General features: G+C 33.4%; 27 protein-coding genes. 7 read left to right on the top strand and 20 right to left on the bottom strand.

Annotated elements, in window-relative coordinates; translation table 11 throughout:
• Positions 1-37: 37 nt before the first annotated feature.
• The gene (locus DZ60_RS0106405) at positions 38-517 is read right to left on the bottom strand and encodes a GNAT family N-acetyltransferase (protein ID WP_025741266.1); all 480 of its coding nucleotides are present in this window, start codon (positions 515-517) and stop codon (positions 38-40) included.
• Positions 518-685: 168 nt separating this feature from the next.
• On the opposite strand from DZ60_RS0106405, the gene fbp reads away from it, so the two are divergent.
• The 5 genes from fbp to DZ60_RS0106380 all read left to right on the top strand — a co-directional run bounded on the left by fbp (position 686) and on the right by DZ60_RS0106380 (position 5,272).
• On the top strand, positions 686-1,684 hold the full coding sequence (gene fbp / locus DZ60_RS0106400) for a class 1 fructose-bisphosphatase (protein WP_025741265.1): 999 nt from the start codon (positions 686-688) through the stop codon (positions 1,682-1,684).
• A 367-nt stretch (positions 1,685-2,051) separates the two neighbouring features.
• A complete protein-coding gene (locus tag DZ60_RS0106395; protein WP_025741264.1) occupies positions 2,052-2,405 on the top strand; it encodes a hypothetical protein in 354 nt (117 codons plus the stop codon).
• Between the two features lie 18 nt (positions 2,406-2,423).
• Positions 2,424-3,248 carry a hypothetical protein gene (locus DZ60_RS0106390; protein ID WP_025741263.1) on the top strand — a complete coding sequence of 275 codons (825 nt, stop codon included), beginning with the start codon at positions 2,424-2,426 and terminating at the stop codon, positions 3,246-3,248.
• The gene (locus tag DZ60_RS0106385; protein ID WP_025741262.1) at positions 3,235-3,726 is read left to right on the top strand and encodes a Rab family GTPase; all 492 of its coding nucleotides are present in this window, start codon (positions 3,235-3,237) and stop codon (positions 3,724-3,726) included. The genes DZ60_RS0106390 and DZ60_RS0106385 overlap by 14 nt, the downstream gene beginning before the upstream one ends.
• A 4-nt stretch (positions 3,727-3,730) precedes the next feature.
• Entirely contained in the window at positions 3,731-5,272 is a 1,542-nt protein-coding gene (locus tag DZ60_RS0106380) for an ATP-binding response regulator (protein ID WP_025741261.1), read from the top strand.
• An 81-nt stretch (positions 5,273-5,353) separates the two neighbouring features.
• On the opposite strand, the gene DZ60_RS0106375 is transcribed toward DZ60_RS0106380, so the two are convergent.
• From DZ60_RS0106375 to mutY, 19 genes are all read right to left on the bottom strand, one after another.
• A complete protein-coding gene (locus DZ60_RS0106375; protein WP_025741260.1) occupies positions 5,354-5,785 on the bottom strand; it encodes a tellurite resistance TerB family protein in 432 nt (143 codons plus the stop codon).
• A gap of 107 nt (positions 5,786-5,892) precedes the next feature.
• Positions 5,893-7,023, bottom strand: a complete 1,131-nt coding sequence (locus DZ60_RS0106370) for a type II secretion system F family protein (protein ID WP_025741259.1) — start codon at positions 7,021-7,023, stop codon at positions 5,893-5,895.
• Between the two features lie 3 nt (positions 7,024-7,026).
• Positions 7,027-7,488, bottom strand: a complete 462-nt coding sequence (locus DZ60_RS0106365; RefSeq protein ID WP_025741258.1) for a PulJ/GspJ family protein — start codon at positions 7,486-7,488, stop codon at positions 7,027-7,029.
• Positions 7,485-7,802: a hypothetical protein gene (locus DZ60_RS22630; protein ID WP_025741257.1), complete on the bottom strand. Its 318-nt coding sequence runs from the start codon at positions 7,800-7,802 to the stop codon at positions 7,485-7,487. Before DZ60_RS22630 ends, DZ60_RS0106365 begins: the two co-directional genes overlap by 4 nt.
• Positions 7,790-9,025, bottom strand: coding sequence for a bactofilin family protein (locus DZ60_RS0106355; RefSeq protein WP_152537377.1), 1,236 nt, complete (start codon positions 9,023-9,025; stop codon positions 7,790-7,792). Before DZ60_RS0106355 ends, DZ60_RS22630 begins: the two co-directional genes overlap by 13 nt.
• Positions 9,026-9,054: 29 nt before the next feature.
• The gene (locus DZ60_RS0106350; protein ID WP_025741255.1) at positions 9,055-9,531 is read right to left on the bottom strand and encodes a hypothetical protein; all 477 of its coding nucleotides are present in this window, start codon (positions 9,529-9,531) and stop codon (positions 9,055-9,057) included.
• A 6-nt stretch (positions 9,532-9,537) separates the two neighbouring features.
• Positions 9,538-10,467 carry a fibronectin type III domain-containing protein gene (locus DZ60_RS0106345; protein WP_034228969.1) on the bottom strand — a complete coding sequence of 310 codons (930 nt, stop codon included), beginning with the start codon at positions 10,465-10,467 and terminating at the stop codon, positions 9,538-9,540.
• Between the two features lie 3 nt (positions 10,468-10,470).
• Complete coding sequence (locus DZ60_RS0106340; RefSeq protein WP_025741253.1) at positions 10,471-11,208, bottom strand: hypothetical protein; 738 nt, start codon at positions 11,206-11,208, stop codon at positions 10,471-10,473.
• A 40-nt stretch (positions 11,209-11,248) separates the two neighbouring features.
• Positions 11,249-11,770 (bottom strand): hypothetical protein, encoded by a 522-nt coding sequence (locus DZ60_RS0106335; RefSeq protein ID WP_025741252.1) that lies wholly within the window; start codon positions 11,768-11,770, stop codon positions 11,249-11,251.
• The gene (locus DZ60_RS0106330; RefSeq protein ID WP_152537376.1) at positions 11,754-12,920 is read right to left on the bottom strand and encodes a hypothetical protein; all 1,167 of its coding nucleotides are present in this window, start codon (positions 12,918-12,920) and stop codon (positions 11,754-11,756) included. Before DZ60_RS0106330 ends, DZ60_RS0106335 begins: the two co-directional genes overlap by 17 nt.
• Positions 12,921-12,967: 47 nt before the next feature.
• Positions 12,968-15,199, bottom strand: a complete 2,232-nt coding sequence (locus DZ60_RS0106325) for a type II secretion system protein GspD (protein ID WP_025741250.1) — start codon at positions 15,197-15,199, stop codon at positions 12,968-12,970.
• A 69-nt stretch (positions 15,200-15,268) separates the two neighbouring features.
• Complete coding sequence (locus DZ60_RS0106320; RefSeq protein WP_025741249.1) at positions 15,269-16,687, bottom strand: GspE/PulE family protein; 1,419 nt, start codon at positions 16,685-16,687, stop codon at positions 15,269-15,271.
• The gene (locus tag DZ60_RS0106315) at positions 16,684-17,157 is read right to left on the bottom strand and encodes a hypothetical protein (protein ID WP_152537375.1); all 474 of its coding nucleotides are present in this window, start codon (positions 17,155-17,157) and stop codon (positions 16,684-16,686) included. Before DZ60_RS0106315 ends, DZ60_RS0106320 begins: the two co-directional genes overlap by 4 nt.
• Before the next feature lie 8 nt (positions 17,158-17,165).
• Complete coding sequence (locus DZ60_RS0106310) at positions 17,166-17,576, bottom strand: prepilin-type N-terminal cleavage/methylation domain-containing protein (RefSeq protein WP_025741247.1); 411 nt, start codon at positions 17,574-17,576, stop codon at positions 17,166-17,168.
• 944 nt (positions 17,577-18,520) lie between these two features.
• Positions 18,521-19,417, bottom strand: coding sequence for a DMT family transporter (locus tag DZ60_RS0106305; RefSeq protein ID WP_025741246.1), 897 nt, complete (start codon positions 19,415-19,417; stop codon positions 18,521-18,523).
• A gap of 88 nt (positions 19,418-19,505) precedes the next feature.
• The gene (gene gldD, locus DZ60_RS0106300; protein WP_025741245.1) at positions 19,506-20,078 is read right to left on the bottom strand and encodes a gliding motility lipoprotein GldD; all 573 of its coding nucleotides are present in this window, start codon (positions 20,076-20,078) and stop codon (positions 19,506-19,508) included.
• A complete protein-coding gene (locus tag DZ60_RS0106295) occupies positions 20,059-21,390 on the bottom strand; it encodes a gliding motility-associated protein GldE (RefSeq protein ID WP_025741244.1) in 1,332 nt (443 codons plus the stop codon). Before DZ60_RS0106295 ends, gldD begins: the two co-directional genes overlap by 20 nt.
• A gap of 26 nt (positions 21,391-21,416) precedes the next feature.
• Positions 21,417-21,881 carry a single-stranded DNA-binding protein gene (locus tag DZ60_RS0106290; RefSeq protein WP_025741243.1) on the bottom strand — a complete coding sequence of 155 codons (465 nt, stop codon included), beginning with the start codon at positions 21,879-21,881 and terminating at the stop codon, positions 21,417-21,419.
• Positions 21,882-22,256: 375 nt separating this feature from the next.
• Entirely contained in the window at positions 22,257-23,339 is a 1,083-nt protein-coding gene (gene mutY, locus DZ60_RS0106285) for an A/G-specific adenine glycosylase (protein WP_025741242.1), read from the bottom strand.
• A gap of 131 nt (positions 23,340-23,470) precedes the next feature.
• On the opposite strand from mutY, the gene DZ60_RS0106280 reads away from it, so the two are divergent.
• Together DZ60_RS0106280 and DZ60_RS0106275 are read left to right on the top strand one after the other, a co-directional pair.
• Complete coding sequence (locus DZ60_RS0106280; protein ID WP_025741241.1) at positions 23,471-23,761, top strand: HU family DNA-binding protein; 291 nt, start codon at positions 23,471-23,473, stop codon at positions 23,759-23,761.
• Positions 23,762-24,047: 286 nt separating this feature from the next.
• On the top strand, positions 24,048-25,586 hold the full coding sequence (locus tag DZ60_RS0106275) for an Rne/Rng family ribonuclease (protein ID WP_025741240.1): 1,539 nt from the start codon (positions 24,048-24,050) through the stop codon (positions 25,584-25,586).
• The last annotated feature ends 77 nt before the right edge of the window (positions 25,587-25,663 follow it).

The raw sequence follows: 25,663 nt of genomic DNA, 5'->3' as shown, positions 1-25,663 counted from the left end.
ATTAATCTTAACAAAATTATCATACCCAGTCAAAAGGCTACAACTTAGAAACAAATGCCTGAATTCCTTCCTGATCCATTTGTACGAGATACCAGTCTTTGAGTAATCGGGCTCCACTTTTTTCATAGAAATCTATGGCATTTTTATTCCAGTCCAACACTACCCATTCTACTCTTCGCACTCCCTTTGACTTGGCATATTTAAGGACTTCGCTATATAATGCATTACCTATTCCTGTTCCTCTCATTGATTCATTTACAATAAGATCTTCTAGATGAATAGACCTGCCTTTCCAGGTAGAAAAACGATAATATACCAAAGCGATTCCTACAATTTTGTTACTAACTTCTGCAACAAAACAATGAAAAAGAGGATGGCTACCAAAACCTTCTCGGCACAACTCTTCTACATTTATCTCAACAGCTTCTGGCTCTTTCTCAAAAGTTGCTAATTCTTGAATTAATGCTAAAACCTGAGGCATATCTTTCTCGGTTGCATCTCTAATTATATAGTCCATAAAAGAAAAGTTTATCAAAACTATAAAAATGAGTCGCAAAAAAGAGAATTTTCTCAATCAATATTTCCTAAAATTATTTTTTTATAGTAAATTATAAAAAGTCAAGATGAGTTCACTTATAGTTTATTTAAAAACAATACTTTTGCAACAAAACAAAACGCATCATACATGTCAAGAGAAAATCAAACCTTAGGAGAGTTTATTATTGAGAACCAAAAAGATTTTCCGTTTGCAAGCGGAGAGCTTTCTCGTTTGATTAATTCAATCAGACTAGCTGCAAAAATGGTGAATCACGAAGTAAACAAAGCTGGTCTTGTAGACATTACTGGTGCAGTTGGGCAAACAAACATACAAGGAGAAGACCAACAAAAGCTTGATGTACTTGCCAATGAAACCTTTATCAATACGCTAACAAACAGAGAAATTGTATGTGGTATTGCCTCAGAAGAAAATGATGAGTTTATCACAATCAAAGGGCAAAATAATGATCATCGCAATAATTATGTTGTATTAATGGATCCTTTGGACGGAAGTTCTAATATTGATGTAAATGTATCTGTTGGTACTATATTCTCGGTCTATCGAAGAATTACACCACCAGGAACACCTGTAACAATAGATGATTTTTTACAACCGGGTAACTTACAAGTTGCCGCTGGATATATTATCTATGGAACATCTACAATGCTTGTATACACTACAGGACACGGTGTTAATGGTTTCACATTAAACCCTGCATTAGGAACCTATTATTTATCACACCCAAACATGCGTTTTCCAGAAGATGGGCATATCTATTCTGTAAATGAAGGAAATTATGTTCATTTTCCTCAGGGAATAAAAAACTACATAAAATATTGTCAAAAAGAAGAAGATGATCGCCCTTACACTTCTAGGTATATTGGTTCGTTAGTAAGTGATATTCATCGTAACATGATCAAAGGTGGTATTTATATGTACCCTAGCACCTCTACCTCTCCTAATGGAAAACTTCGTTTATTATACGAATGTAACCCTATGGCATTTATTGCTGAACAAGCAGGAGGCAAAGCCAGTGATGGACACCGACGTATTATGGACCTAAAACCAACTGAGTTACATGAGCGAACTCCTTTTATCTGTGGTAGTAAAAACATGGTCGACAAGGCAGAATCGTTTATGAAATAACCTGTTAGAAAAGGAAAATAACGCAATTTTTTACACATTAAAATAAATTAGGATTACTTTTTAGAAACACCTTTGCAGATTTATTTGTGCTTCTGTGAATTTGATAACAGTAACTTTACATCAAAATCATTAAAAAAAGAATAAGAACTTACTTTGTTTTTATACTCGATTTAGAATTTTCAGCAGCAAAGCAAGCTATAATGGCATACATTTTGCCTCTATACTTATAAAAGCGATGAATATTTTCATAAAAACTGATACTTTACTATCATTACGCATAACATTATTGATGAATATCAGTATGTTTTAGCGTTTTTATGTTAATTTTACGTAATACCAAAATAACAACTTAATACTCAAACCAAAAATGGCTAAAGAAACTCAAGCTGTTGAAGAAAATAAATCTATTGATCCTTCTTCAAAAATAGAGGCAATCAAAAACTTAATTTTTGGGGACAATATTGCTGCTTATAATTCAGAATTTGAAAAAGTAAAAAAAGATATTGATTCTAAGAAGAAAGAACTAGAAGATTTTATAGAGGATTCACGCAAAGAATTAAATCTTGCAATTGATAATCTAAGTACAGACATCAACATTAGAATTACCGAATTAGAAGATCAGCTTACCGAAAAAGCAGAACAATTAGATGCTAATAAAGTTGACAAAAAAACATTGGGAAATCTTCTTATTTCTCTAGGTGAAAAAATAAGTCAAAAGTAATCCAAATCTTCAAAAATTATGGAAGAGCAGGATAAACTTAAAATTCTTAAAGAACTTCTTCTTACCGAAGAAAAAGAATTTACTGATTCTCTTGCCGAAAAAGTTGAAGAGTTAACCAAAATTGTTCATCAGAAAAAGGAACTTTCTTATAAAGTAGATCCTATTATTGATGACAAATTAGATGACTTTGTTCGTGAAATCCCAAAAACACTAGGCCCAACTATTACAGAGGCATTAAAAGAAGAAATAAAGAACTCTCAGGACGCCGTAGTAGAAGCATTATTTCCTATTATCGGAAAGATGATCAAAAAGTATATTGCTCAGGAAATGAGACTTCTTAGTGAAAACATCAGTAGAAATACTCGAAAAGCTTTTTCATTCAAGAACTGGTTTAGAAGAACTGCTGCTAAGGCGCAAGGGATTACTGAAGGAGATCTGGCCATTAGTGATTATAATAAACCCCGATTGGTTCAAATGTTTGTCATAGAAAAAAATTCTGGTATATTAATCGCAGATTACAGCCCTCTATCAGACAATACAATTGACAAAGAAATGGTTGCAGGTATGCTTACGGCTATTAAGAGTTTTGTAGAAGACGCTTTTGAAGGAGGAGATCAAAATTTAGAGTTAATCGAATACGAATTATTTACCATACATATCCAAAACTTTTACTCATACTATGTAGCTGCGGTAATATCCGGAGCATATACTATGATGTTTAAAGAAGTACTAGAAGATCAAATCATCGATTTTGCAACACATAATATCTCTAGCAAAGATTTAGAAAACAGTACCCTTTTTACACAAAAATTAAAAAAACATTTTGCAGATGAAATTGTCTAAGAAAGTAGTACTCCTGGGGCACTTCGGTGTCGGAAAAACTTCGCTCTTTAAGCGTTTTATTGATAACGAATTTTCTGAGGAGTATAAAGTTACTCTAGGAGTCCAGATAAAAAAGAAAGTAGTAATATTACCCGATGGCCGAGAATTATCTATGATCATTTGGGATGCAGAGGGACATTCTAATAGCGTTGAAGATACCCGAAAATCATACCTTTTGGGATCACACGCCTTTATTTATGTTTTTGATTTAACTAGAGAAGACACGTATATACATCTAAATAAAGATCTTACCTACTTAAAAGAAAACTACAAGGTTCCTACAAAAGTATTAGGTAATAAATTGGATTTGGTAAATGAGAAGGAGATGATTGCTGCCTTAAAATCCAAAGACATTCCTTTTGATTGTTTAACTAGTGCAAAAACGAACAAAAATGTTCAGCAATTCTTTTCTGACTTATCCATAGAAATAACTACTTAATCGAATGACTATCCAGCAAATTGACCATTTACATTTTAACCCACAATTGCAGACGCTAGAAATTTCTTATGACTATGAGATTATAGAAACTACGCAAACTCTTTTTAATTGGACTAAAGGCACTTCGATTTTTGATGCTCACCCATTTTTTCAGGTACTACAAGGATTCGAGAAGAATGACCCAACAATACAAGATGGTCTTAATTTTCCGTGTATTCATCTAACTGACTTAGTAACTGATAGAATATGTGATATTTCCATTACATTCAACCCATCAGAAATAAAAATTATACTGTTTGATTACACCTTAAAATACAAGGAATTAAATCAAATTGCACAACAAAAAAATGAATCTATTCTTATCGCTCGCGAATTAGAACTGAAAAACAAATATCTCCTTGAGAAAGAAGAATTCAAGAATAGTTTTATAGCGAATATTAATCATGAAATTCGAACACCGCTTACCGCTATCATGGGGTTTGTAGAAATTTTAGAGAAAACACATCTAACTTTCGAACAAGAAGAACTCGCTAGGATAATAAAAAGAGAAAGTCGTCACCTTAATGCGTTAATAGATGATATGATAGATATATCTAAAATAGAATCTGGCACCTTAAGGGTAGTAGAAGAGCGATTCGCCTTTCTCAACCTAGTTGATGGTTTTGATGAATCGTATTCTAAAATTGCAGAAGAAAAAGGATTGATATTTGAGACAAATATTGAACCAGGAATTCAGGAATATTTGATCGGGGATCGCACACGTACCTATCAGATAATTAATAATATTTTAAACAATGCCTTCAAATTTACAGAAGAGGGAAAAATTACGCTTTCGGTAACAAAAAACTATCAGCGAACTAATAAACTGAGCCTTAATTTTAAGATTGAAGATACAGGTCTAGGAATACTAGAGGAGGATATTCCTCATCTTTTTGATAGGTTTACACGTTTTAATCTTGATAAACGAATTACGGGAACTGGATTAGGGTTAGCAATTGTAAAAAATCTTGTCGACCTATTAAATGGAGAAATAAAAGTGGAAAGTAAACCTGATAAAGGCACCACTTTTAATATCAAGCTCCCTTTCAAATTTGAAATCACAAAAACTACCCCCAAAAGAAAAAAGAAAAACTATTCACTTCCTGAAAGCTCTAATAAGTATAGAATATTGGTTGTAGAAGACGAGGAAATTACTCAGTTTTTAATTATGAAAATATTAATTGCTACCGGGAATTTCTTTATAGATATTGCGATCAACGGACAGGATGCTATCACCTACATCGAACGTCGTAAATATGATCTAATATTGATGGACCTTAACATCTCTCAACTCGACGGCTATCAAGTTACTAAAATGATAAGAAACAATTACGGAGATAAATTTATTTCTGGACTACCCATTATAGGATTCTCTGGAAAATCAGATGATGCCACAAAAGATAAATGTCTAAAGTCTGGTATGGATGATTTTATCGCAAAACCATTTGAGCAGGAAGAATTATTGTATAAAATAATAAAACAAATAGCAAAAAAAGCTGCCGAATAGGCAGCTTTTTATAAACTTTTTCCAAAACTTTAATTCTACTGAAAAAGCGTAATGGATTACTATGTAACAGATAATTATATTTTATCTGTTCATGTTTTTAATTTCTTCTGCAAACTCTTCACTATCTACACCTTGATCCACTAGACTTAGTGCTTTATCAACGATGTACTTTGCATTTTCTGTACTAAACCCTAAACCAATACTAAGCTTTTGTAATAAAACTACTTGTTCATCTCCTTTAATATTATCTGCATATACCATTCTAGACAAATCAAATAATCTCTCTAAGCGCTTCTCATAGCTACTAGGAGGGTTAATAGGATGAGAATTATAATCTTTTAAAATCTCTTTATAATCATTCTCAGAAATATCTAGCCTTCTGGCTAATCTATCTAAAAAAGCTTTTTCTTCTTCTGTGATAATTCCGTCACTCATAGCAACTTTTACAATTGCAGCAAAATGGTCCTGATTTCTCTTCTGAAATCCACTATCAAATAAATCAGATATTGATATCATGTTCTTTTGTTTAATTTGCCGCAAATATAACTAATCCCGAATAAACTATTCTCCTTTTAAAATTTATTAGGCATCATTTTTTTATCACAATTCAAGTCCAAAAATCACCCCATCACACTAGATAACCTAAACATAGGTAAATACATGGCAATCAAAATAACACCAACAATAATCCCAACGAATATAGTTAGTAAAGGATTGAGCACATTAGATATAACTTGAGATTGATACTTTACCTGTTGATTATATTGCTCACTTAATTTCTGAAAAATAAATTCTGTCTGATTAGTCTCTTCTGCCACACGCATCATGGCAATCATTTTTTTATCAAAAATTGGGCTTTGAGAAAATGATTTACTCAAGGAGTCTCCGGCTAACACCATTTTTTTTGCTGTACGTAACCCCTCTTGCAACGGATAGAAATCTATCATATTTTTAACCAAATCCATACTTTCTACCATAGGAACCTTTGCAGAAGTTAATAAGGCTATTGCTTGTGTAAATTGTGCCATATAGATCCTATTAAAGTAATTACCCAAAATAGGTAGCTTTAGCTGAACGTTCCCTAATATTTTACGAAACCAGACTTTTTTTGAAACAAAAAACACCCCTCCTATCATGATAAGACCTAATAGAAGTAACAACAAACCATTATCACCCATAAAATTAGAAAAATTAATAATCCCTTTGGTAATTTTGGGTAGTTCTACTTGATTTTGCTTAAAAATATCTACAAACATAGGAACCACATATCTAAGCATAAAAATAATAACAATCATTGCCGTACATAGCACAATAATAGGATAAGTAAGTGCCGAAACAATTTCTCTTCGCAACTCATTCTTTCGCTTATAAAATTCACTAAGTTCTACAGCAATCTTTGCTAGCTCTCCTGTCTGTTCTCCTATTTTTATTGCATAATATTCGTAGTCGGTAAAATTCTTATCCGATTTTATTATCTCTGAGAAAGAACTTCCTGCGATTAACTTATCCACCATAGACGCCATAAGCTTTTGATCTTTTTCCTTTTTCTGGGTTTCTGATAACAGACTCAACCCACTTCTAAGATCTATCCCTGATTTTAATAGCACACTCAATTCAGCATACCATTGTTCTTTCTTTTTACTATTAAATGCACTGCCAAAAAGTGTAATCTCTTTAGTTAATATTGCAGAGAGGTCAAAAGAATGTTCTTCTTTTTCTCTTTTTTTTGCTTTTTCTATTTTAATTCCCATAGTCTAGAAATGTATCGTCGGGTCATTATGTTTAGACACAAATACACGATGTGCCTCTCTGGTATTATCAAATATTAGTTTAACAGCATCAATATCACCCGAGTTTACTGATTTGCCTTCAAAATAAAACACCTTTTCTTTGATCCGCACATCGAATGTATTAATCTCAGTTGATATACTATCATTTGTAAACAAATATACACGCTGATTTATAGGTGATGACATTATCAATTGATTCTCAACGGGGTTCCATTTTACAGAAGTAAAATCATTAAAATCAATGGTTAAAGCTACCTCTAATCCTTGTATTTGCTCCTGGTATTCATAATTTGCCCCAATCGTTTGCATATTTCTTTGCACGATATTGAGTACTGAAAAAGCCAATCCTGCAACAATTGCAGAAATCACAATAACGACACTGATCTCTGTTAATGTAAATGCCTTTATTTTGACCCCACTTTTCATTCTTGTACCAGCTCTTTTTTCTCTATTTCTACCTCTTCTTTACTATATGAAAACACAGCATAAGCTCCTTGAATCGTAACAATAATCTCCCAGCCATCAAAATCTTCGGCATACGGCAATTTTAGAACCTCATGCCTGTATAGGTATTGTAATTCTTTTATTCTATTCTCTATTGCACTTTGGCCTCTCTGTATTTGATTTCCGAATACATTATTAAAACTCAAACTAGCAATCATAAAAACAATAATTATCAGTACAGAAGCCGTAAGAACTTCTACCAACGTAGCCCCTCTTATTTTCTTTAGTACAACCATTTTGCTATCGCGTTTTTAGAATCTTTAAATGGTAACCCCGCAAAATTGGTTACGGGATTTATTAACACCTTACCATTATACATGTGATTAAGATATACAGAACCTTTTTGACGTGCAATAAACTGATGTGTATAAAGGGATCCTCTAACTACTCCCTGAAAATCCAGATTGCCCTGGCAATAAAGTTCACCAATTACCTCAACATCGGGAGCAATTGCTAATTGAGTTTTGGTGCGATGAACTTTCGATTTCTCTTCTTTGAGATACACAACAGTACCTTCAACAATTACACCTGTTTCTATGATAAAGTTAACTTCCGTTTTAAAACTATTTCCTTTAGCAGCTTGATCTATATTTTTATCCAAAAGAATCACCGATGAAGGGTATTGTAAATGCGCATTTTTACCCAACTTAATTTTTTTTGTTGCAATAGCTTGAAAACTGCCTCTTACCTGACCTTCGACACTAATTTCTGGAGCGATCAAAATAACATCTGTCAACTGTGCTTGATTACCTACCACTATTTTGGATCTAGATTGAAGTATGATATTACCACTAATCTTTTGATCTTCTAGATAAATGGCCGCGTCATTATATATGATTTTCGGTGGATTATAAAATGAGTTTTTTAGTTCTTTTTCTAAAGGAATTGACCCTGTAGCTTCAAGTAAGCCTCCATTACAAATATTTTCTATATACCTAACCCATTCTGGCTCTAGATCTGGCAATGATGATTTGCTTTCTAAAACATTACCATAATAAAGTGCGCTACCTTGATAATACGTTCCTGAAATATTGCCTGCCTTGAGCCCTTGTTTCGGAAGATAACTATTCCCTTCTAAACGGGTATTACCAACAACTACCAAAGGTGAATTTGTATTCTCTAAATACAGATTAGGAGTTTTTAAAGAGCGCTTAGAACCTGTATAAGCTGTTCTGGTTACTTTTCGGTTATGTACATCAACTTGCACATACCTCTTAAACCATGCTCCATGATAATCTGCAGTTTCTTTTATTATTTTATCAGTACCTAATAATGTTTCAATAGTATCAATTGATTTTGTGTTTTGATCCATAGACTCGAATATTTTAGTATTCGAATCTTCAATTGCCAGTACTAATTCTTTGGTTTTAATTTTGAAAAAAGAATGAACATGTGTAAGAAGTAAAAAAGCGCCTAGGACCAATGCAACTAATACCGAAATCAGTATAGCAAATTGCATAGCCTGCGCCTTTATTTTGTAAAATAGTTTCAATTAACAATTTTAAAATCTTTTGTTTTTCCCTTATACTGTAATCGTACCGAATTCGAAAACCCTTTTACCAACCTTACATCTGATAATGTCTGCTTTACTCTCATAAGCTCATCATTACCATTAATTTCTATTAGATAAATTGCTTGGCCGGTATTTTGTCCCGACACCACTCCTTTATAGGTTATTGAAGGCCAAACCAATGCAGGTTTTTTTACTTTAGGTTTAGATATTGCGGCAACAATCTTCTTTTTTGGTTGATATAGAGTTCCTAAAAAAGGATCCCGTTCTATCACGCTTAGCGTAAATGTATCTCGCTCTTTGGTTTTTATAGGCACGACAGTCATATCAATATTACTGTCTACAAGTACAGGATCCTGATCAGAAAAAGCTCCTACAACTTGCATAATAATTGCCCCCCACACGAGGGCAACAATTGGCAATAAAATATATAGTCCTTTTTTTCCCTTTAACATCCTCTCTTAGTTTATAGTAAAGCTTAGTGTATCACTTAACTCACTTTCATTTCCTGCCCGATCAAATGATTGTAAATACCAATAATACGTAGCACTAGCAGTAAGTTCAATATCCGTTGGGGAGGTTATCTCATCCTTAGACACTAATTGTGTTAATGCTTGATCACTGTATATATATATGCTATCAAATTCCTCGGTGCCATCTAACGCTTCTCTGGTCCAGCTAAAAGTAACGGTAGTTCCTGTTTGGGTAGCCCCGTCTATCGGAGCAATACTTTCAGGTGTATTTGGCACTTCTGTATCTAATGTCACTGTTCTTGTTGTATAGAGGGTACTCTGCGTATCGCGTTCGGCACGTACCTGCCATTGCGTAACTCCTTCAGAGAAAGTAGCTGATATCTCTGTGCTAGTTGTTGTTTCTTCGGTAATCACCGCCTCATCCTCGTCTAACAATTGCACTCGATATAGCAAAGCATCAGCAACAGATTGCCATTCTAATGTTTGCTCGCTTGTACTAGTAATCAAGTCGTCCTCTGGAGTTGTTAGTATAACTTCTCTGGCAGAAAAATCTTCTATTTCAATAACACTAAAGTTAGCCAAAGCATATGGTGTAGCCGAACTCCCATTTTGAGCACGAATCCTCCATTGATATGTATTTTTTAAAAGCTCCATAGAAAAATTACTAACCGCCATTGTTGTATCTACCAAAATCTGAGATGCATTTTCGAAATTTGGTTGTGCAAGCTGAAGTCTATACTCAGTGGCTTGATCTACTTCCTCCCAACTAAAGGTTGTTGATGTATTCTCTACTGCTGCTCCTTCTGTAGGCGCTAATATTACAATTTCTTTTTCTGAAAGATCTTCTTCTATAAAAACTTCTTCACATCCAACTAAAAGTGCAAGCAAAAGCAATGCACCAATCAAAAATCTACTCATCATTTATAGTTTAAAATAGTTTATTTTCTTTTTCACTTTTACTGCATCTCGTGATGTTTTTCCTGAACACGAGTATTTATTATCTATAATATCTTTTAACTCTAGCTGCTTTTTGTCATTTTCTCCCCAACAGAAAAATGAGAGGTCATATGCAAAAATCACAGCTTCTCCGAAATCAACAGTTTTATATTTCTGTCCATCTTTTATCAATGATAATTGATATTGTTTATACATACCACTGCTTAAGAAAATAGCTTCTGCTTTCTCTATTTCTTGCAAAAGGGGTTCTGACACTGCCATTGAAACCGAAGTAACCATCGCTGCTTTTTTTTGATTTTCGATATAACTTAATGTCTCTTTATTATGTTCATTTTTTAAATCTTCAATCAAAGCAACTCTATCTAACACTTCTAAAGTAACAAACTGTGGTTTTTTCTTTACTGAATCTATATATTTTATTTGATAAGTATTCTCCTGAGAGACTTTTAGATACGTCTTAAATGTTGTTTGGTTAAAATCTGTAACCATACCCTTTACACGTATACGTTCCTTATATTCTGGTATAGCCGCTCCGTTAAATGATGCGCTAGTAATATGTTCTTTCTGTATCCCGACAACACCTAATGCCACAGGGTTTTTGGCAGCGGTTTGCATTGTACTTTTGTCAATCTTTATACTGTGGCAACCCACAAATAAAAATGCCATGACAAGTACCAAACTAACTATTTTATTATGTATCATATTATTTGTTATCTCCCTTTATTTTGTCTTGTTATTTTTTCTAATTATTAAGCCGTTGCAACAGCACACCACATTGCAAATAAGTTGCTCTTGTTCTATAATTTTTCTTTTTCTCAAAATGTACACGCGCAAGATTCCCAAAACTGTATTGTTGTTCTAACGCATATAATACTCCTATCAAGGATTTATAATCTCCTTGTAATACAAAATCATAGGTGGTAGTAACTTCTTTTGTTATCTCATCAGTATAGACGTGAGGTTCTTCGAATGCAATAACCTTGATTTTTGAAGTACTTGATAGTTCGTTTAATGTCTTAAGAAGGTTACGTTGCAACGAATTTCCCTCTACATTATTCTTTGCCAATATTTCGTCTAGTTGTAATTCTTTTTTTGTTAGTGCAGCCAATTGCACTGGCGCTGCCAAATACTTCTCTTTTTCATATTCGAGCTTAGACACTTGTTTACTTATAGCAAAAGTCTTAGCAAAACTATATTGATAAGCTATAAACAATATACAGAGCAGTCCCACAACTAATAGTATATTTTTAGTCCGTTGTTCCATCTGTCTTGATTATAAGTGTTAATTCAAAATCTGAGGTTTGTTTTTTATGCAATCCATATTGCACTATAGTCACAGACTCAACAAAAGAAAGCGCCTCTATTGCTCTCAACCAATTTGTAAAATCTACTTTATCAGTAGACTGACCTGCAATTGAGATAATATCCTTCTGTAAGTCAACTAGCTTATCTTTTCGGATTGGTTTTTTTAAAGGCTGGTAGGTAAATACATTTAATAGAACCGTTTTTGGTTGTATTTGTGTAATTTGGTTAATATAATTTGAACTTTTTGAAAACCCAGTAGTTTGTATACTTTTGACCAAAGCTTCTTTTGAGCCCACTTCTTTTACTTTCTTATCAATTAATTGTTTTTGACTAGTATATACCTGAAGCTCTTCCTGTAAGCTTTGCCACTTTTTGTACTTCCCATTAAAAATAAAAAAATTAACCAATAAAGCAATCAATAGAAAACCAAGCCCTAGCTGTAAACCACTCTTAAAAAACCGTACTTCTGAATACCTTTTTTTTAAAATACTGTTCTCATCATCTATATTACCAGAAATAAGATCATTTTGTAATACTGATGTTAACCCCAAAGAAATAGGTAATGTATATCTTGAAGAAAAAATAAGACCTTCAATATCATATTCTTCTTCAGGTTCATTCTCATTTTTGGATAGTATGGATACTATTTCATCAGTATAGAAAGTAACTTTACTGGTATTACTATACACATCTACATCACCAACGTACCCTGACAATGCTACCATTTTCAGAGCACCAAGCGAAATTTCAGTAATCAACACCCCATCATTCTTAAATTTTTGTACCTGCTTGTCAACATATTCTTTTCTACATACAGCTATAAAAGATGTTTCTGCTGATCTTAGGATTTGATAGTAGAACTCATTTCCATTAAAATTCGGAAAAGCCTCTGCAATAATTTCTGCATCACTGCCCGTGTGAGAAACCTTTTTAGACAATACCTGATCACTAGTAATCACCAAGCGTATACTTTTACCTTTTAGAAACTGTGATAGTTCACCAATTTCTTCAGCAGTTTGCATCTCTTTGATATTGAGTTCTCCGCTTTTCTGTTCTAACTCAACACCAATAAGAACCGGTTTCCCTGATTGCTGAGAGTATTCGAGCATTGTCAGGGTTTTACCCAAAGGTTTATATGATAATAATTTCTCTAACATTAATAAAACACAGTGGGTTTTATAATTACATTTAGTTTTTTTCTTGAGTCTTCTCTTACTCTTTGACTAAATAGCCATTTGATAATCGGGATACGCGACAATAGAGGAACACCGGAACCCGAGTCGTTCTTTACTTTTTGTTCGATACCTCCTAAAATAGCAACATCATTCGCCCTCATACGCATGATTGAAGAAAACTTACGACTACTAATGTCTGGTGGTGCATCTTCGGCAATACGCTCTCCGCTAAAACTTGATTGCACTACTTGAATATCGAGTGTTATTTGTCCGTCCCCAGAAACAAATGGTTTAAACTCTAAGGCCAGTTCTGCATCGATAGGTTGATAATTAACTACTTCTGATGTCTGCGGAATTTGCGAACCAAAAAAGCTTTGATTTGTAACGGCATAATACGTCGTTTGCCCACTAGAAAGGTAAGCCTTATGGCCATTTAGGGTACTTAGTTTTGGTGTCGATAGGATTTTTACATTCCCATTAGTTTCCATGGCCTTGATATCCATATAAAAATTCGGCACTACATTTCCTAAGTTTAAAGATCCAAAACCATCAAAACCGCCTATTACTCTGTTAATAGTCTCTGCACCCAATGTCATACTACCGCTAGGAAATGCTACTCCTTCTGTGGTTGTAGGTTCAGAACCGAGTCCAAGCTCGACTCCTGTTTCTACCGTTGCCGAACGATTTACTTCTAATATCATCACTTCTATTAATATAAGCGGTATCGGTTTATCTATAAATTTGATAAAATCCTTAAATTTTTCTACTCGTGTACCTGATCCACTTACTACAAAACTATTAAGTTCGGCATCTACTTTTACGTCTAATCCATCTAATACAGTTGCAGGAAAAACATCTAAAATTGATCCTACTTTTGATGAGCTACCAGATGAGGAATTTGACGAAGTATTACGAGAAAATGAGTTGCCTTGCTGGTTTCTATTATTAATCCCAGTTTGATTTATTGCCGTAGAGTTTCCCCCACCAAAAAAACTAGTTCCGCCAGTTACAAAATTAGAATTACTACCAAATCCTCCGACAGAATTATTTGCATCTCCTAATGTTACTATAGATCGATGCATCATTTGTACTAATTCAATTTTCTTTACAGATAATTGATTCTCTGTACCAAAATAGTATACATTTCCTTCTTTTTTGAATGTAAAGACACTCGAGGAAGACGTACTTTGTGGTGTATTTTGTTGTCTTTGGGCTGCCTCTCCTCTATTATTATTCTGGTTACCTCTACCCGAACTTATTGCAGAGTTTTGGGAGCCCGAAGCACTTCTGCTTTCAAACATTTTGGATAGCAACGCATCAAAATGAATAGATTCTGTATGAACTGTTACTTTGCCTGCATTTTCTAAAGGAGAAGCAGTAAAAATTTCTAAATTCAGATCCTCAGAGAACGTATTAATTACTTCGGCAATAGGAGTATCCTTGACATCAATAGCTACAATTTTATTGAGTGTATCAATGACTTTATAATTAAAATCGGGTCGACGACGCGATCGACGGCGTGTACCTTTGCTAGAATCTCCAGATTGAGGAAAACCTTCAAACTCATAAAACCCATCTTTTGTTTTGGTAAGTTCCATATCATTTGCAGCAGCAAGCTTTTCCATCGCAATATCAAATGACACATTACTAAGATATAAATTCAGGTTTTTAGTATTCAAGTCTGGTGTAAATAGTAAATTCTTACCAGAAACCTCGGTAATCTTTCTAAACACCTTTGGCAATGGATCATTACTAACATCAGTTGAGAGTGTTTTTGCCAGAGCATCATAAGATACTATAATCTCTTTCTCGACAGGAGCAATTACAGGTGCTACATATTGCTTAACGGATAAAATATTTCCAGTAAAAACAATATCTAGATTATATTCTTTTACTAAAAACACCAATAAATCTTCTACTGTAACATCATTAAAACCATTTACTATTTTAATGCTATTAAGTTCTTCTGCAAGATTGATATTAATTTTATGAACCTGAGAGACAGCTCTCAAAAAATTTAGTAAAGAGGTATTAGAAATATTGACATTCACTTTTTCTGTTAATCCTGGAATATCTACATTAAGTAATTCTAATTTATTTTCTATACTAGAGACTCGCGTATTATCCTGCCCCTGCCTCTGGAAATCTTCCTGCCCAAAAACCTGTATCCCTAGGGCCAGAACAAATCCAAGTATATATATTTTTTGTTTCATCTATCTATTTTGCTTTTCCTAATTCCTGATCTCACATCAAACAAACTAAGATCTGATTATTTTTTTATATTAATTATCAGCCAATAACGCATACACTTCTTCAACAGAGGTATCCCCGTCTATTACCATTCTTGTTGCATTATGCTGTAATGTTTTTATATTATTTTGTTCGATATACATGTCTATCTCTAATTCATTATGCCGAATTGCTTTTTCTAACTCTTTTGTTACCGGTAATATTTCATAAATTGCTTTACGCCCCATATAGCCTGTATGATAACATTGATTACAGCCTACTGCCATATAATGCTTTGTTAATTCTTCCGGAATTTCAAAACTTTGAGGAAAATCCTTACTATCTACTGTTGTTGGCTGTTTACAGTGTGGACATAATTTCCTGACCAAACGTTGTGCTATGCTCATGGTAATTGTACTTGCCAACAAGAATGATGGTACATTCATATCAATCAACCTAGAAATTGTTGCCCAAGCAGAATTAGTATGTATTGTTGATAGTACTAGGTGTCCAGTTAATGCAGCTTTTATAGTCATTCCGGCCGTTCGATCATCTCGAATCTCTCCTACCATAATAATATCTGGATCCTGACGTAAAAAGGCACGTAATGCGGCTGGAAAATCAAACTCTATATCTTCTCTTAATTGTACTTGATTAATCCCCTCTAGGGTATATTCAATAGGATCTTCTATTGTTAAAATGTTGGTTGTTTCTTTGTTGAGTTCTTTTAATGTTGCATACAAAGTAGTTGTTTTTCCTGATCCTGTTGGTCCAGAAATCAACACTATACCTTGTGGGTTTTTGACTGCCTCTCTGTAGTTTTTTAATTCTTCTTCTGTAAACCCTAAATCTTCTAATGAAACATCCTGCGTATTACGATTTAACAACCTCAATACTATTTTCTCACCGTATAAAGTTGGCATTGTAGATACACGAATATCAAACTCATCAGCTCCTTCTTTGAACGTAATTCTACCATCCTGAGCTAGTCGTTTTTGAGAAATATCAAGACCCGATTGAATTTTGATCTGATTAATCAATTGAGGATATTCTGTATTAGAAATGGTATATTGTTCTTTTAATTTTCCGTCTAAACGGAAACGTACTCGACATTGTTTCTCATAGGGTTCCATATGAATATCACTACTCCCGAAATCCTTGGCTGTGGCAATTAGCTTTTGTAAAAACTGGTCCTCATATTGTAACTTTTCATTCGAGGAATTGGTAGTTTTTCTATAATTAAATGTCAAGTATGACTGTATATTTTCGGCAATTTCAGAAATTGCTAGCACCTCGTACCCCAAAATAATTGAAAGTTCTTTCTGAAGACCTTGAGGATCTGGGCTATCTGTTTTTAAGTGTATAACACCTTCTTCTTTGGCTATAGGAATGACCCTGTAATGGAATGCCTGATTCGAAGTAATCAGCTGCTTCAAATGTATTGGGATTTCAAAAGTTTTTACTTCGCTCATATCAGGTATAATGTTAGATCATTCGTTATACAACTTACTATAAACACTACGCCTATAAATACCGACATATATCCCGCTAAAGGCACTGTATTGTATTTTGAGTTATTTTTGAGCACCCCCCAAATAAGTAGGGAAAAAAGTAATGAAAACACCAATAGTATTGTAAAAGTAATTGTCGGGAACCCAATAGCCAATGCTAGGAAAAAAAGCAAATCTCCCAGTCCAAACACTTGACTAAAAAAAGGTTTTTTTATTCTGAAAATGGTATAAATATAAGCACCTAATAGTACCAAAAAGATGACCCCAAAGTTAATCGCTACTGCATAAAAAAAGTGAATATCCATAACGCTTTTATAATGAAGCACTCCCAAAAGCCCTATTAGTATTAAAAATACAAAACCATATACTTCTCGATCTTTAAGATCTTGATAGGTAATGATCCCTAAGATAAGAACTAGGGCTGTTTTCATAAGAAACATTAGTCTTTTATGATTTGCTTTGGGCTTCCGTTCTCATCGATTTCCCAAACATTAAAAACTCCGTCTCCATCAAAATCAACAACTGCTGTTGCTCTGGCTTTAAAATTAGATTCTGTTGCTTGCAAAATCTCATATGCATAATTCGCTGTACCGTCACTTTTAACAGTTCTTGGCGCTTCATAATTAAGTTCATTAAAATCCAGAGAATATTTGGAGTTGAGATATCTATATTGCGTCTGCATATTACTAATAGTTTTTAACTGTATTTTAGCTTCCTGAGCCTTTGTTTGCGCAATCAAAGGCAAAAAATTGGGCAAGGCAATTAATAACAATATTCCAATAATTGCCAAAACAAGAAGCATCTCTTGTAAGTTAAAAGCCTTTACTTTTTTACGAATTATCCTTTTCATTTACTTTATACTCATGTTTTCTTGTTATACACTAAAAATTTACATTTCTTATTTATTATCGGCAAACGCTTTTTATGTAACAAAAACATATGGCGCGTATTACATTTACTTCTCTAAAATCTCCTTTAGGACATCCTTAAAGACCTTAAAAATAAGCCTGCAAATATAATCGAAATCAGTCAATTATCACATTAACCCATTGATTATTATTGATATTAGGACTCTTACATGTTAATGTCATCAACATCAAAAATGTTACGCACCAAACTCATTTTTTTTTCAACATTTTATCCATTCTATAACTTTATGATTCAGTTTCATCAAATTATAACAGCAATTTTTGGTTTTATTTTTTCGAATGTAAAAAAAATCATCCTTATCATATCACCTTGTTTTCAGGGGATAGCTTATTTACCCCTTACATTATTTTACAATAAAGCTTCTATCAGGCACATAGTATCATAACAAACAACAAAAACTCTTCATATATCAGCCCCAATTATGCTTACCACCTACTTGTTATTTGCAATAATAAAGCATCCTAGTTTCGTTTTTCGTAACTGTCCTTCTTTTTTCTTAATCAAACACCGATTAAAACGTATCGAAATACAATCAAAAAATACTAATCAAGTTCTTGACTTACAAAAAAACCGAAAAACCAATCTCTCGAACACCTTGCTATCAAAGCGTTAACAAAGCTTTTTGATTTTTTGGCACGAGAATTGTTTACACTATATACAAATACCTAATATTAATTTTTAAAACTAATAAACATGAAAACATTGTATTCAATATTCGGATTAAACTTTACACCATTTATGAAATTTATCAAGCAACTTCCTTCTGCATGTAGTTATGCAATTCACAGGTAGATCATGATACAGATTCATATTAATTTATCCCAAAGTGGATACAGGTGTAGAACATAAACAAGCGAGGTAATTTTATCTCGCTTTTACTTTTTTTATAGGGTTCATATTCGAGATATAAACTCCAAGGATAATAATACAAGAAGCTGCTAATTGATAAAATGTAAAGCGCTCATTATCCATCAATCCCCATAATAGAGCTACTATAGGAATTGTATATGTTACCGAAGTTGCAAAGACTGCAGTACTGATTTGAACTAATTTATTAAATAATACCTTGGCAATTCCTGTTCCCACAACCGCAAGGACAGAGATATAGAGCAGACTTACATGTACTTTTGAATCAACTAACACTTCTTCCTTAAAAAAATCAGAAGACCAAAGAACAAACAATGCAGGAATTACCAAAACGATAAAATTTCCGTTAGCAATTGCCATTGGCGAGATATTTTGCATATATCGCTTAATTATGTTTACATTAATTGCATAGCATATTGATGCTAGAATCACAAGAAAAGCATACCAATAATTCTGATCAGGATTAACCGTTGCTCCTTCGATGATTAATGCGATACAACCGATCAATCCTATAAGCACTCCTATAAACTGATTTTTATTAAACTGTATAGAAAAGACTAAAACTCCTAGGATTAAGGTAATCAAAGGTGTTGTAGAATTGAGCACAGACGCAACACCACTATCAATTTCGGTTTCGGCAAATGCAAATAGAAAAGCTGGGATAAATGTTCCTAAAAACCCTGAAATTATCACCCATTTCCAATCTGATTTTTTAATTGTTTTAATGCTTTTATAACCAATCAAAAATAAAAATATGGCCGCAAATAATGTCCTTAATGCACCTAACTGCAATGGGGTAAGTCCTACTAGAGATTTTTTAATCAGAATAAATGAACTTCCCCAAACCAGAGACAATACCGCAAGGTATACCCATTTTAAACTTGTTTTCTGCATTGCTTTAAACTAAGCTGCAAAAGTGATAAAATTATAAAGAGACCTCCTATATTTTGTAAAAAATTAACAAGTGTTAGTTTACCAGCATTTATTTTTTCCACCGAATAGTTTCCATCAAGTGCTTCATATCGTTTCGCAAATAATTTGCTGCCGGTAGTATTGAGTCATAGTTAGGCTTTACTTTAAAATAAATAGAACCTACTATAAAATGATGGATGCTGTCTGTAACATAAAATTGCGACTGAGAGGCAGCGTCGCCAGACACCTCATAAAACATTCCATATACCTGATTTTCTTGATCAGCATATGGTTCCTGCAAAATACCATCAGCTTTAACCACATGTTCTTGAGTTAGGTTTTGAGCATCCCTCAACAATGAGTCTAAATTATTATTAATCTCAAAATAAGAAATATACATAGTTGCCTTTTGCTTTCTATACTCCAAATTAAACCAACAATTTTTGTTTTGCCTTGCCTCCTTAAAATCAGAAGACTCATTTTTCTCAAAAGTATATGGACAAGGCAACGATAATTCTTTATACTCTGGATCAGGATAACTTAATCGCAACATAGCTTTAGGCTTCGGCAACACTTCTCCCTTACACGAAAGAAATAATGAGGCCACAAATACTAAAAAAAATCTAACTACTCCTTTTTTCATTAATCGTTAATTTGACTTGTTTGATTCGCTTATTATCTAATGATTCTACAGTAAAAGAAAAGTTGTCAAAACTAATCACTTCTCCTCGTTTCGGAAAACTTCCTGACACCTCAAGCAATAGACCAGCCAGAGTTTCTGCATCCCCTTTCTTTTCTTCGAAAACAATAGTGTCTTCAAGTTTAAGAACTCTATAAAAGTCTTTTAATGCTGTTCTTCCCTCAAAAACGTAATTCTGATCATCTAATTTAGAAAACACCAAGTCTTCATCATCAAACTCATCACTTATATCACCCACTATCTCTTCAATGATATCTTCTAACGAAATTAAACCACTGGTACCTCCATACTCATCTACAACAATAGCTAAATGATTTTTTTTATTCTTAAAATCATTTAGTAAATCATCTAGTTTCTTATTTTCTGGCACAAAAAACGGTTCTCTTAGTAAAGTTACCCATTGAAGATCTGACTTATTTATATAAGGCAGGAGATCTTTTACATAAAGAATACCAATCACTTTGTCAATGCTATCCTCATAAACAGGAATCCGCGAAAATCCTTTTTCTATTAATTCTGGTAGAATTTCTTTGAACGAAGCTGCATTGCTTAATGCAAAAACATCCATTCTAGGACGCATCACCTGTTTTGTATCTGTATTACCAAAAGACACAATACCTTCTAATATTTTCTTTTCTTCGTCAGTTGTATCTGTATCAGAGGTAAGTTCTAATGCCTGTGACAATTGATTTACACTCAAATTAGATTTTTGTTTCCCTAATCGATTATGAATCCATACAGTCACACTACGCATAGGTATACTTACCGGGGTAATTATCAAATCTAAAAATTGAAGAGGTCGTGCCATCAACTTAGCAAATTTAACTTTATTTCTACTGGCATATATTTTAGGTAAAATTTCGCCAAACAATAAAATTAAAAAGGTTACTACTCCTACTTCAACAACAAATCGCACATTGATCCGCATCCATACATAGTCTAAATTACTTAAATAAACCTCTCCCAATGCATCAAAAAGTAGTACAATAGCAATATTGATAAAATTATTTGCAACCAATATAGTTGCCAATAGTTTCTTGGGACTATCTAGCAACTTTGATATGATGGTAAGATTTTTTGACACAGGCTTATCTTCTTCTTTGAGATCTGCTGGCGTCAGCGAAAATAAAGCCACTTCACTTCCTGATATAAGTGCCGAAAAAATCAATAGCACAATAAGGAAAACCATATTTATGGTTGGCATTAGGTCAAAAGCAAATAATAAAGTGAATAGTAATTCGGGATCAGGGTCCAAATTTAGTGGTCTTTAGTTAAACATAATTAGAACGGTAAATCGTCTTCTTCGCTAGCATTTATTTCTGATGAAATGGCCGATGAGCTATTTGCAGCAGAATTAGGCGTCATTTGAGTTGCATTTGCAGGCTTTGGCTCAGATGGCTGGCTCTCATTTTTAGGCGTTAGAAAGGTAAAATCCGTACATTGAATTTCTGTACTATACCTATCTTTTCCTTGTTCATCTTGCCATTTTCTAGTTTTAAGACGGCCCTCTATGTATACCTTATCTCCTTTGGCAAGGTACTTTTCACATATTTCGGCAGCCTTATTTCGAACCACTACATTATGCCATTCGGTAGTATTAACACGCTCTCCTGTACTTTTATTAACATAAGAGTCATTAGTAGCCAAAGGAAACCTACCTATACAGCTGCCTCCTTCAAAATAATGCATCTTTACCGCATCTCCTGTATGCCCTATAAGCATTACTTTATTAAGTGTTCCTGACATTCAAAAGTTTAATTTATGGTTTGGTTTTATAGCTACAAAGAAATGATAAACCTTTCTAAATAACGCTACCGCAATTGGTCTTATTTTCTAGCACACAACCAAACACCTATGATTTATAGTAAATGTAATAAAAAATTGACAAACTAATAACCTCTATATGAGCTATTAATCGCTTTTAGTATTTTAGGTTTTTCATAAATAATTTGTCCATTTTAATTCTTAAACAACCGTATACCACTTGCAATTATCACTTAATTTCTCAATAATTAACTAATAATGATCTAAATATATTCTATTTTGATTCTACATGCTCACCACAAAAACAAATAGTATACGGTTATTTACCAATCAAAATACATAGATATCCGAGACACTCTATGTTCTTTTTGAAACCAATTTCTTATCAAAAAAAGAATCTATAAAATTCCCTAAAAGAATAGGCACAGGGTACTTTTTTATATTTTTATCTGAAATCAGTTTTTGCGTCTCCTTAATATATGGTAGTACCTTAGCTGTAATGATATAAAATTTGGTATATAGATGTTGATGGGATAATTTATGAACGATAGGCTCTTCTTGATACAGTGTAATATCAAAATGATCATCTTCCTCATTTATAAGCTCCTTAAGAATTGCATGAGATCTTATATCATCTACTTTTATTTTTTCACTTTCGATTAATGGGAATTCGTATAATCCTTGCCAAATACCACTATGCACTCTTTGTTGTATAACCGTATATTCTCCTTTGACATAAAAAACCAAATAGTTAAAATACCTCTTTTTTATTTTTTGCTTCTTTAATTTTACCGGTAGTCTATTGATACTACTATTTTTCAAAGCTTGGCAACTGTCCTGTAAAGGACATACAATACAATATGGATTCTGTGGTTTGCATTGTAGGGCGCCAAATTCCATAATTGCCTGATTATATTCTGCAGGTTGATCATGGTCCATTAAGGTAATAGCAAGTTCTTTGAATTCACGTATCCCTTTGGTACTATTAATAGGAGTATCAACACCAAAATATCTTGACAGTACCCGATACACGTTTCCATCTACTACGGGAGTTGGTTCATTATAGCATATTGATGCAATTGCACTTGCCGTATAATCCCCTACTCCTTTTAATTTTATAAGCTCTTTATATGTATCAGGAAAAACCCCTTCTAGATCATTTACTATATATTTTGCTGAGAAATGTAAGTTTCTTGCTCTAGAATAATATCCTAATCCTTGCCATAATTTAAGCACTTCTTCTTCACTGGCATTTGCCAAATCAGATACTTCAGGAAATGCTTCTATAAAAGCATTATAATAGGGTAATCCTTGTGCTACTCTGGTTTGTTGAAGAATAATTTCGCTCAACCAAATATGGTACGGATTTGTTGTTTGTCTCCATGGCATGTCTCTTTTATTATGTAAGTACCACGTAATGAGTTTTTTAGAAAAAATCATAAAGAAATTATAAGTTTTACAAAATTAAACGTTTAAAGATGAAAATATCATCTTAAGTATTGATTTTTTGGATTTTAAATTCATATATTTGCCCCCTTGAAAATTTAAAAACCCCCTAAATAGGTATTATAATGACTAAAGCAGATATTGTAGCAAAAATTTCAGAAAAGCTTGGAATAGAAAAAGGTGATGTTCAAGCAACCGTTGAGACATTTATGGAAGAAGTAAAAAGTTCTTTAGAAAGTGGTGACAACGTATACCTTAGAGGATTTGGTAGTTTTATTATCAAAACCAGAGCCGAAAAAACGGGTCGTAACATTTCTAAAAACACAACGATTAAAATTCCAGCGCACAATATACCAGCGTTTAAACCTGCAAAGATATTTGTAGAAGGTGTAAAAACAAACGTAGAAGTAAAATAGATCAATAACAAATAAAAATTACACTATGCCAAGTGGTAAAAAACGAAAAAGACACAAGGTAGCTACGCACAAGCGTAAAAAAAGAAGAAGAGCCAACCGCCACAAGAAAAAGTAGTTTCTAACTACTTTTTCTATTTAAAAACTATGTTCTTTGAAATCGAAGTAAAACACTATCTACTACCGATACGTATGTTTTATTTCAACGGAATTTAAAAATTCCTGTGAAAAAATTGTTTAATCCATTCCGATTGTGATCGGGATAAAAATCTAATTTAGAGTGAACAACGTGAATAATGAATTGATCATTAGATCAGGTTCCTCTACAGATTTTGCCTTATTAAAGGGTGGAAAACTAATTGAATTACATAAAGAAGAAGACGACAGTGACTTTTCTGTGGGCGATATTTTTATTGCCAAAATCAGAAAATCTGTCCCAGGTCTAAACGCTGCATTTGTTAATGTAGGGTACGAAAAAGATGCATTTTTGCATTATCATGATCTTGGTCCTCAAGTAGCTTCTTTATTAAAATTCATAAAACGTGTAAGCACAGGTAAATTAAAGAATTATTCTCTTAAGGATTTTCCTTTAGAGAACGATATTGATAAACACGGTACTATTACCAATGTGTTAAAATCAAATCAATCGCTATTAGTACAAATAGTTAAGGAACCTATATCAACCAAAGGCCCTAGAATTAGCTCAGAGCTTTCGATTGCCGGTAGATATATTGTATTAGTTCCTTTTTCTAATAGAATTTCTATTTCTCAAAAAATAGAATCTAATGAAGAGAAAGAACGACTCAAAAGGCTTGTAAAAAGTATAAAGCCCAAAGGTTTTGGAATTATTGTTCGTACAGTAGCAGAAGGCAAAAAAGTAGCAGAACTAGACAAAGATTTACAAAATCTTATCGAACGATGGCAAGGTATGTGCAAAAAAATGTACAAAGCTCACCATCCATCAAAAGTACTGGGTGAAATGAATAGAGCATCCTCTATATTACGAGATGTTTTTAATGACACCTTTACTTCTATTATTGCAGACGATGAAGAGCTCTGCACAAGAATAAAAGAATATCTGCAAGAAATTGCGCCAAAAAAAGAATCAATCGTAAAACTTCATAATCCTAAAATACCAATCTTTGAAAAGCATGGTATTGAACGGCAAATCAAAACGAGTTTTGGCAAGACGGTTTCTATGAGTAAAGGAGCCTATTTGGTTATCGAACATACAGAAGCAATGCATGTTATCGATGTCAATAGTGGCAACCGATCTAATAAAGCCAAAAACCAAGAAGATACTGCACTCGAAGTCAACTTAATCAGTGCAGCTGAAGTAGCCCGCCAACTACGTCTAAGAGATATGGGAGGCATTATTGTAGTCGATTTTATCGATATGAATAATGCGGATAACCGTAGAACACTCTTTAACCATTTAAGAGAAGAGATGAAAGACGACAGGGCGAAGCATAAGATTTTACCGCCAAGTAAATTTGGCTTGATTCAGATCACACGCCAACGTGTGCGACCAGAAATGAATATCAAAACCCGTGAGGACAATCCGAACGGAAATAGTGGTGAAGTTGAGGCACCAATTGTTTTGTTAGAAAAAATACAGGTTGAATTAGAAAAATTAATTAAAAAAGATCATAAGAAGATTACGCTTAGTGCGCATCCTTTTATTGCAGCTTTTTTAACAAAAGGATTTCCATCCACCCGATCAAAATGGTTTTTAAACCATAAACGATGGGTTAAGATTGTACCTAGAGACGCTTACACGTATTTAGAATATCATTTTCACGACAAAAATGGTGACTTGATAAAATAAAAATAAAACCCGACTTTATAAATAAAGTCGGGTTTTTTTGTTTATTGCTATGTCTTGTCCTGAAATAGCGTTACAAT

Source organism: Aquimarina pacifica (assembly GCF_000520955.1).
Lineage (GTDB): Bacteria > Bacteroidota > Bacteroidia > Flavobacteriales > Flavobacteriaceae > Aquimarina > Aquimarina pacifica.
This window is presented reverse-complemented; position numbering and strand designations above follow the sequence as displayed.

Bases quoted from the DNA above. Each gene is read 5' to 3' on its own strand.
- DZ60_RS0106330 (WP_152537376.1), bottom strand. From the start codon at position 12,920: ATGCTCGAATACTCTCAGCAATCAGGGAAACCGGTTCTTATTGGTGTT.
- DZ60_RS0106310 (WP_025741247.1), bottom strand. From the start codon at position 17,576: ATGAAAAGGATAATTCGTAAAAAAGTAAAGGCTTTTAACTTACAAGAG.
- DZ60_RS0106320 (WP_025741249.1), bottom strand. From the start codon at position 16,687: ATGAGCGAAGTAAAAACTTTTGAAATCCCAATACATTTGAAGCAGCTG.
- mutY (WP_025741242.1), bottom strand. From the start codon at position 23,339: ATGATTTTTTCTAAAAAACTCATTACGTGGTACTTACATAATAAAAGA.
- DZ60_RS0106385 (WP_025741262.1), top strand. From the start codon at position 3,235: ATGAAATTGTCTAAGAAAGTAGTACTCCTGGGGCACTTCGGTGTCGGA.
- DZ60_RS22630 (WP_025741257.1), bottom strand. From the start codon at position 7,802: ATGGTTGTACTAAAGAAAATAAGAGGGGCTACGTTGGTAGAAGTTCTT.
- DZ60_RS0106350 (WP_025741255.1), bottom strand. From the start codon at position 9,531: ATGTTAAAGGGAAAAAAAGGACTATATATTTTATTGCCAATTGTTGCC.
- DZ60_RS0106370 (WP_025741259.1), bottom strand. From the start codon at position 7,023: ATGGGAATTAAAATAGAAAAAGCAAAAAAAAGAGAAAAAGAAGAACAT.
- DZ60_RS0106340 (WP_025741253.1), bottom strand. From the start codon at position 11,208: ATGATACATAATAAAATAGTTAGTTTGGTACTTGTCATGGCATTTTTA.
- DZ60_RS0106280 (WP_025741241.1), top strand. From the start codon at position 23,471: ATGACTAAAGCAGATATTGTAGCAAAAATTTCAGAAAAGCTTGGAATA.
- DZ60_RS0106335 (WP_025741252.1), bottom strand. From the start codon at position 11,770: ATGGAACAACGGACTAAAAATATACTATTAGTTGTGGGACTGCTCTGT.
- DZ60_RS0106315 (WP_152537375.1), bottom strand. From the start codon at position 17,157: ATGAAAACAGCCCTAGTTCTTATCTTAGGGATCATTACCTATCAAGAT.
- fbp (WP_025741265.1), top strand. From the start codon at position 686: ATGTCAAGAGAAAATCAAACCTTAGGAGAGTTTATTATTGAGAACCAA.
- DZ60_RS0106380 (WP_025741261.1), top strand. From the start codon at position 3,731: ATGACTATCCAGCAAATTGACCATTTACATTTTAACCCACAATTGCAG.
- DZ60_RS0106355 (WP_152537377.1), bottom strand. From the start codon at position 9,025: ATGCAATTTGCTATACTGATTTCGGTATTAGTTGCATTGGTCCTAGGC.
- DZ60_RS0106390 (WP_025741263.1), top strand. From the start codon at position 2,424: ATGGAAGAGCAGGATAAACTTAAAATTCTTAAAGAACTTCTTCTTACC.
- DZ60_RS0106325 (WP_025741250.1), bottom strand. From the start codon at position 15,199: ATGAAACAAAAAATATATATACTTGGATTTGTTCTGGCCCTAGGGATA.
- DZ60_RS0106395 (WP_025741264.1), top strand. From the start codon at position 2,052: ATGGCTAAAGAAACTCAAGCTGTTGAAGAAAATAAATCTATTGATCCT.
- DZ60_RS0106405 (WP_025741266.1), bottom strand. From the start codon at position 517: ATGGACTATATAATTAGAGATGCAACCGAGAAAGATATGCCTCAGGTT.
- DZ60_RS0106305 (WP_025741246.1), bottom strand. From the start codon at position 19,417: ATGCAGAAAACAAGTTTAAAATGGGTATACCTTGCGGTATTGTCTCTG.
- DZ60_RS0106345 (WP_034228969.1), bottom strand. From the start codon at position 10,467: ATGAGTAGATTTTTGATTGGTGCATTGCTTTTGCTTGCACTTTTAGTT.
- gldD (WP_025741245.1), bottom strand. From the start codon at position 20,078: ATGAAAAAAGGAGTAGTTAGATTTTTTTTAGTATTTGTGGCCTCATTA.
- DZ60_RS0106290 (WP_025741243.1), bottom strand. From the start codon at position 21,881: ATGTCAGGAACACTTAATAAAGTAATGCTTATAGGGCATACAGGAGAT.
- DZ60_RS0106365 (WP_025741258.1), bottom strand. From the start codon at position 7,488: ATGAAAAGTGGGGTCAAAATAAAGGCATTTACATTAACAGAGATCAGT.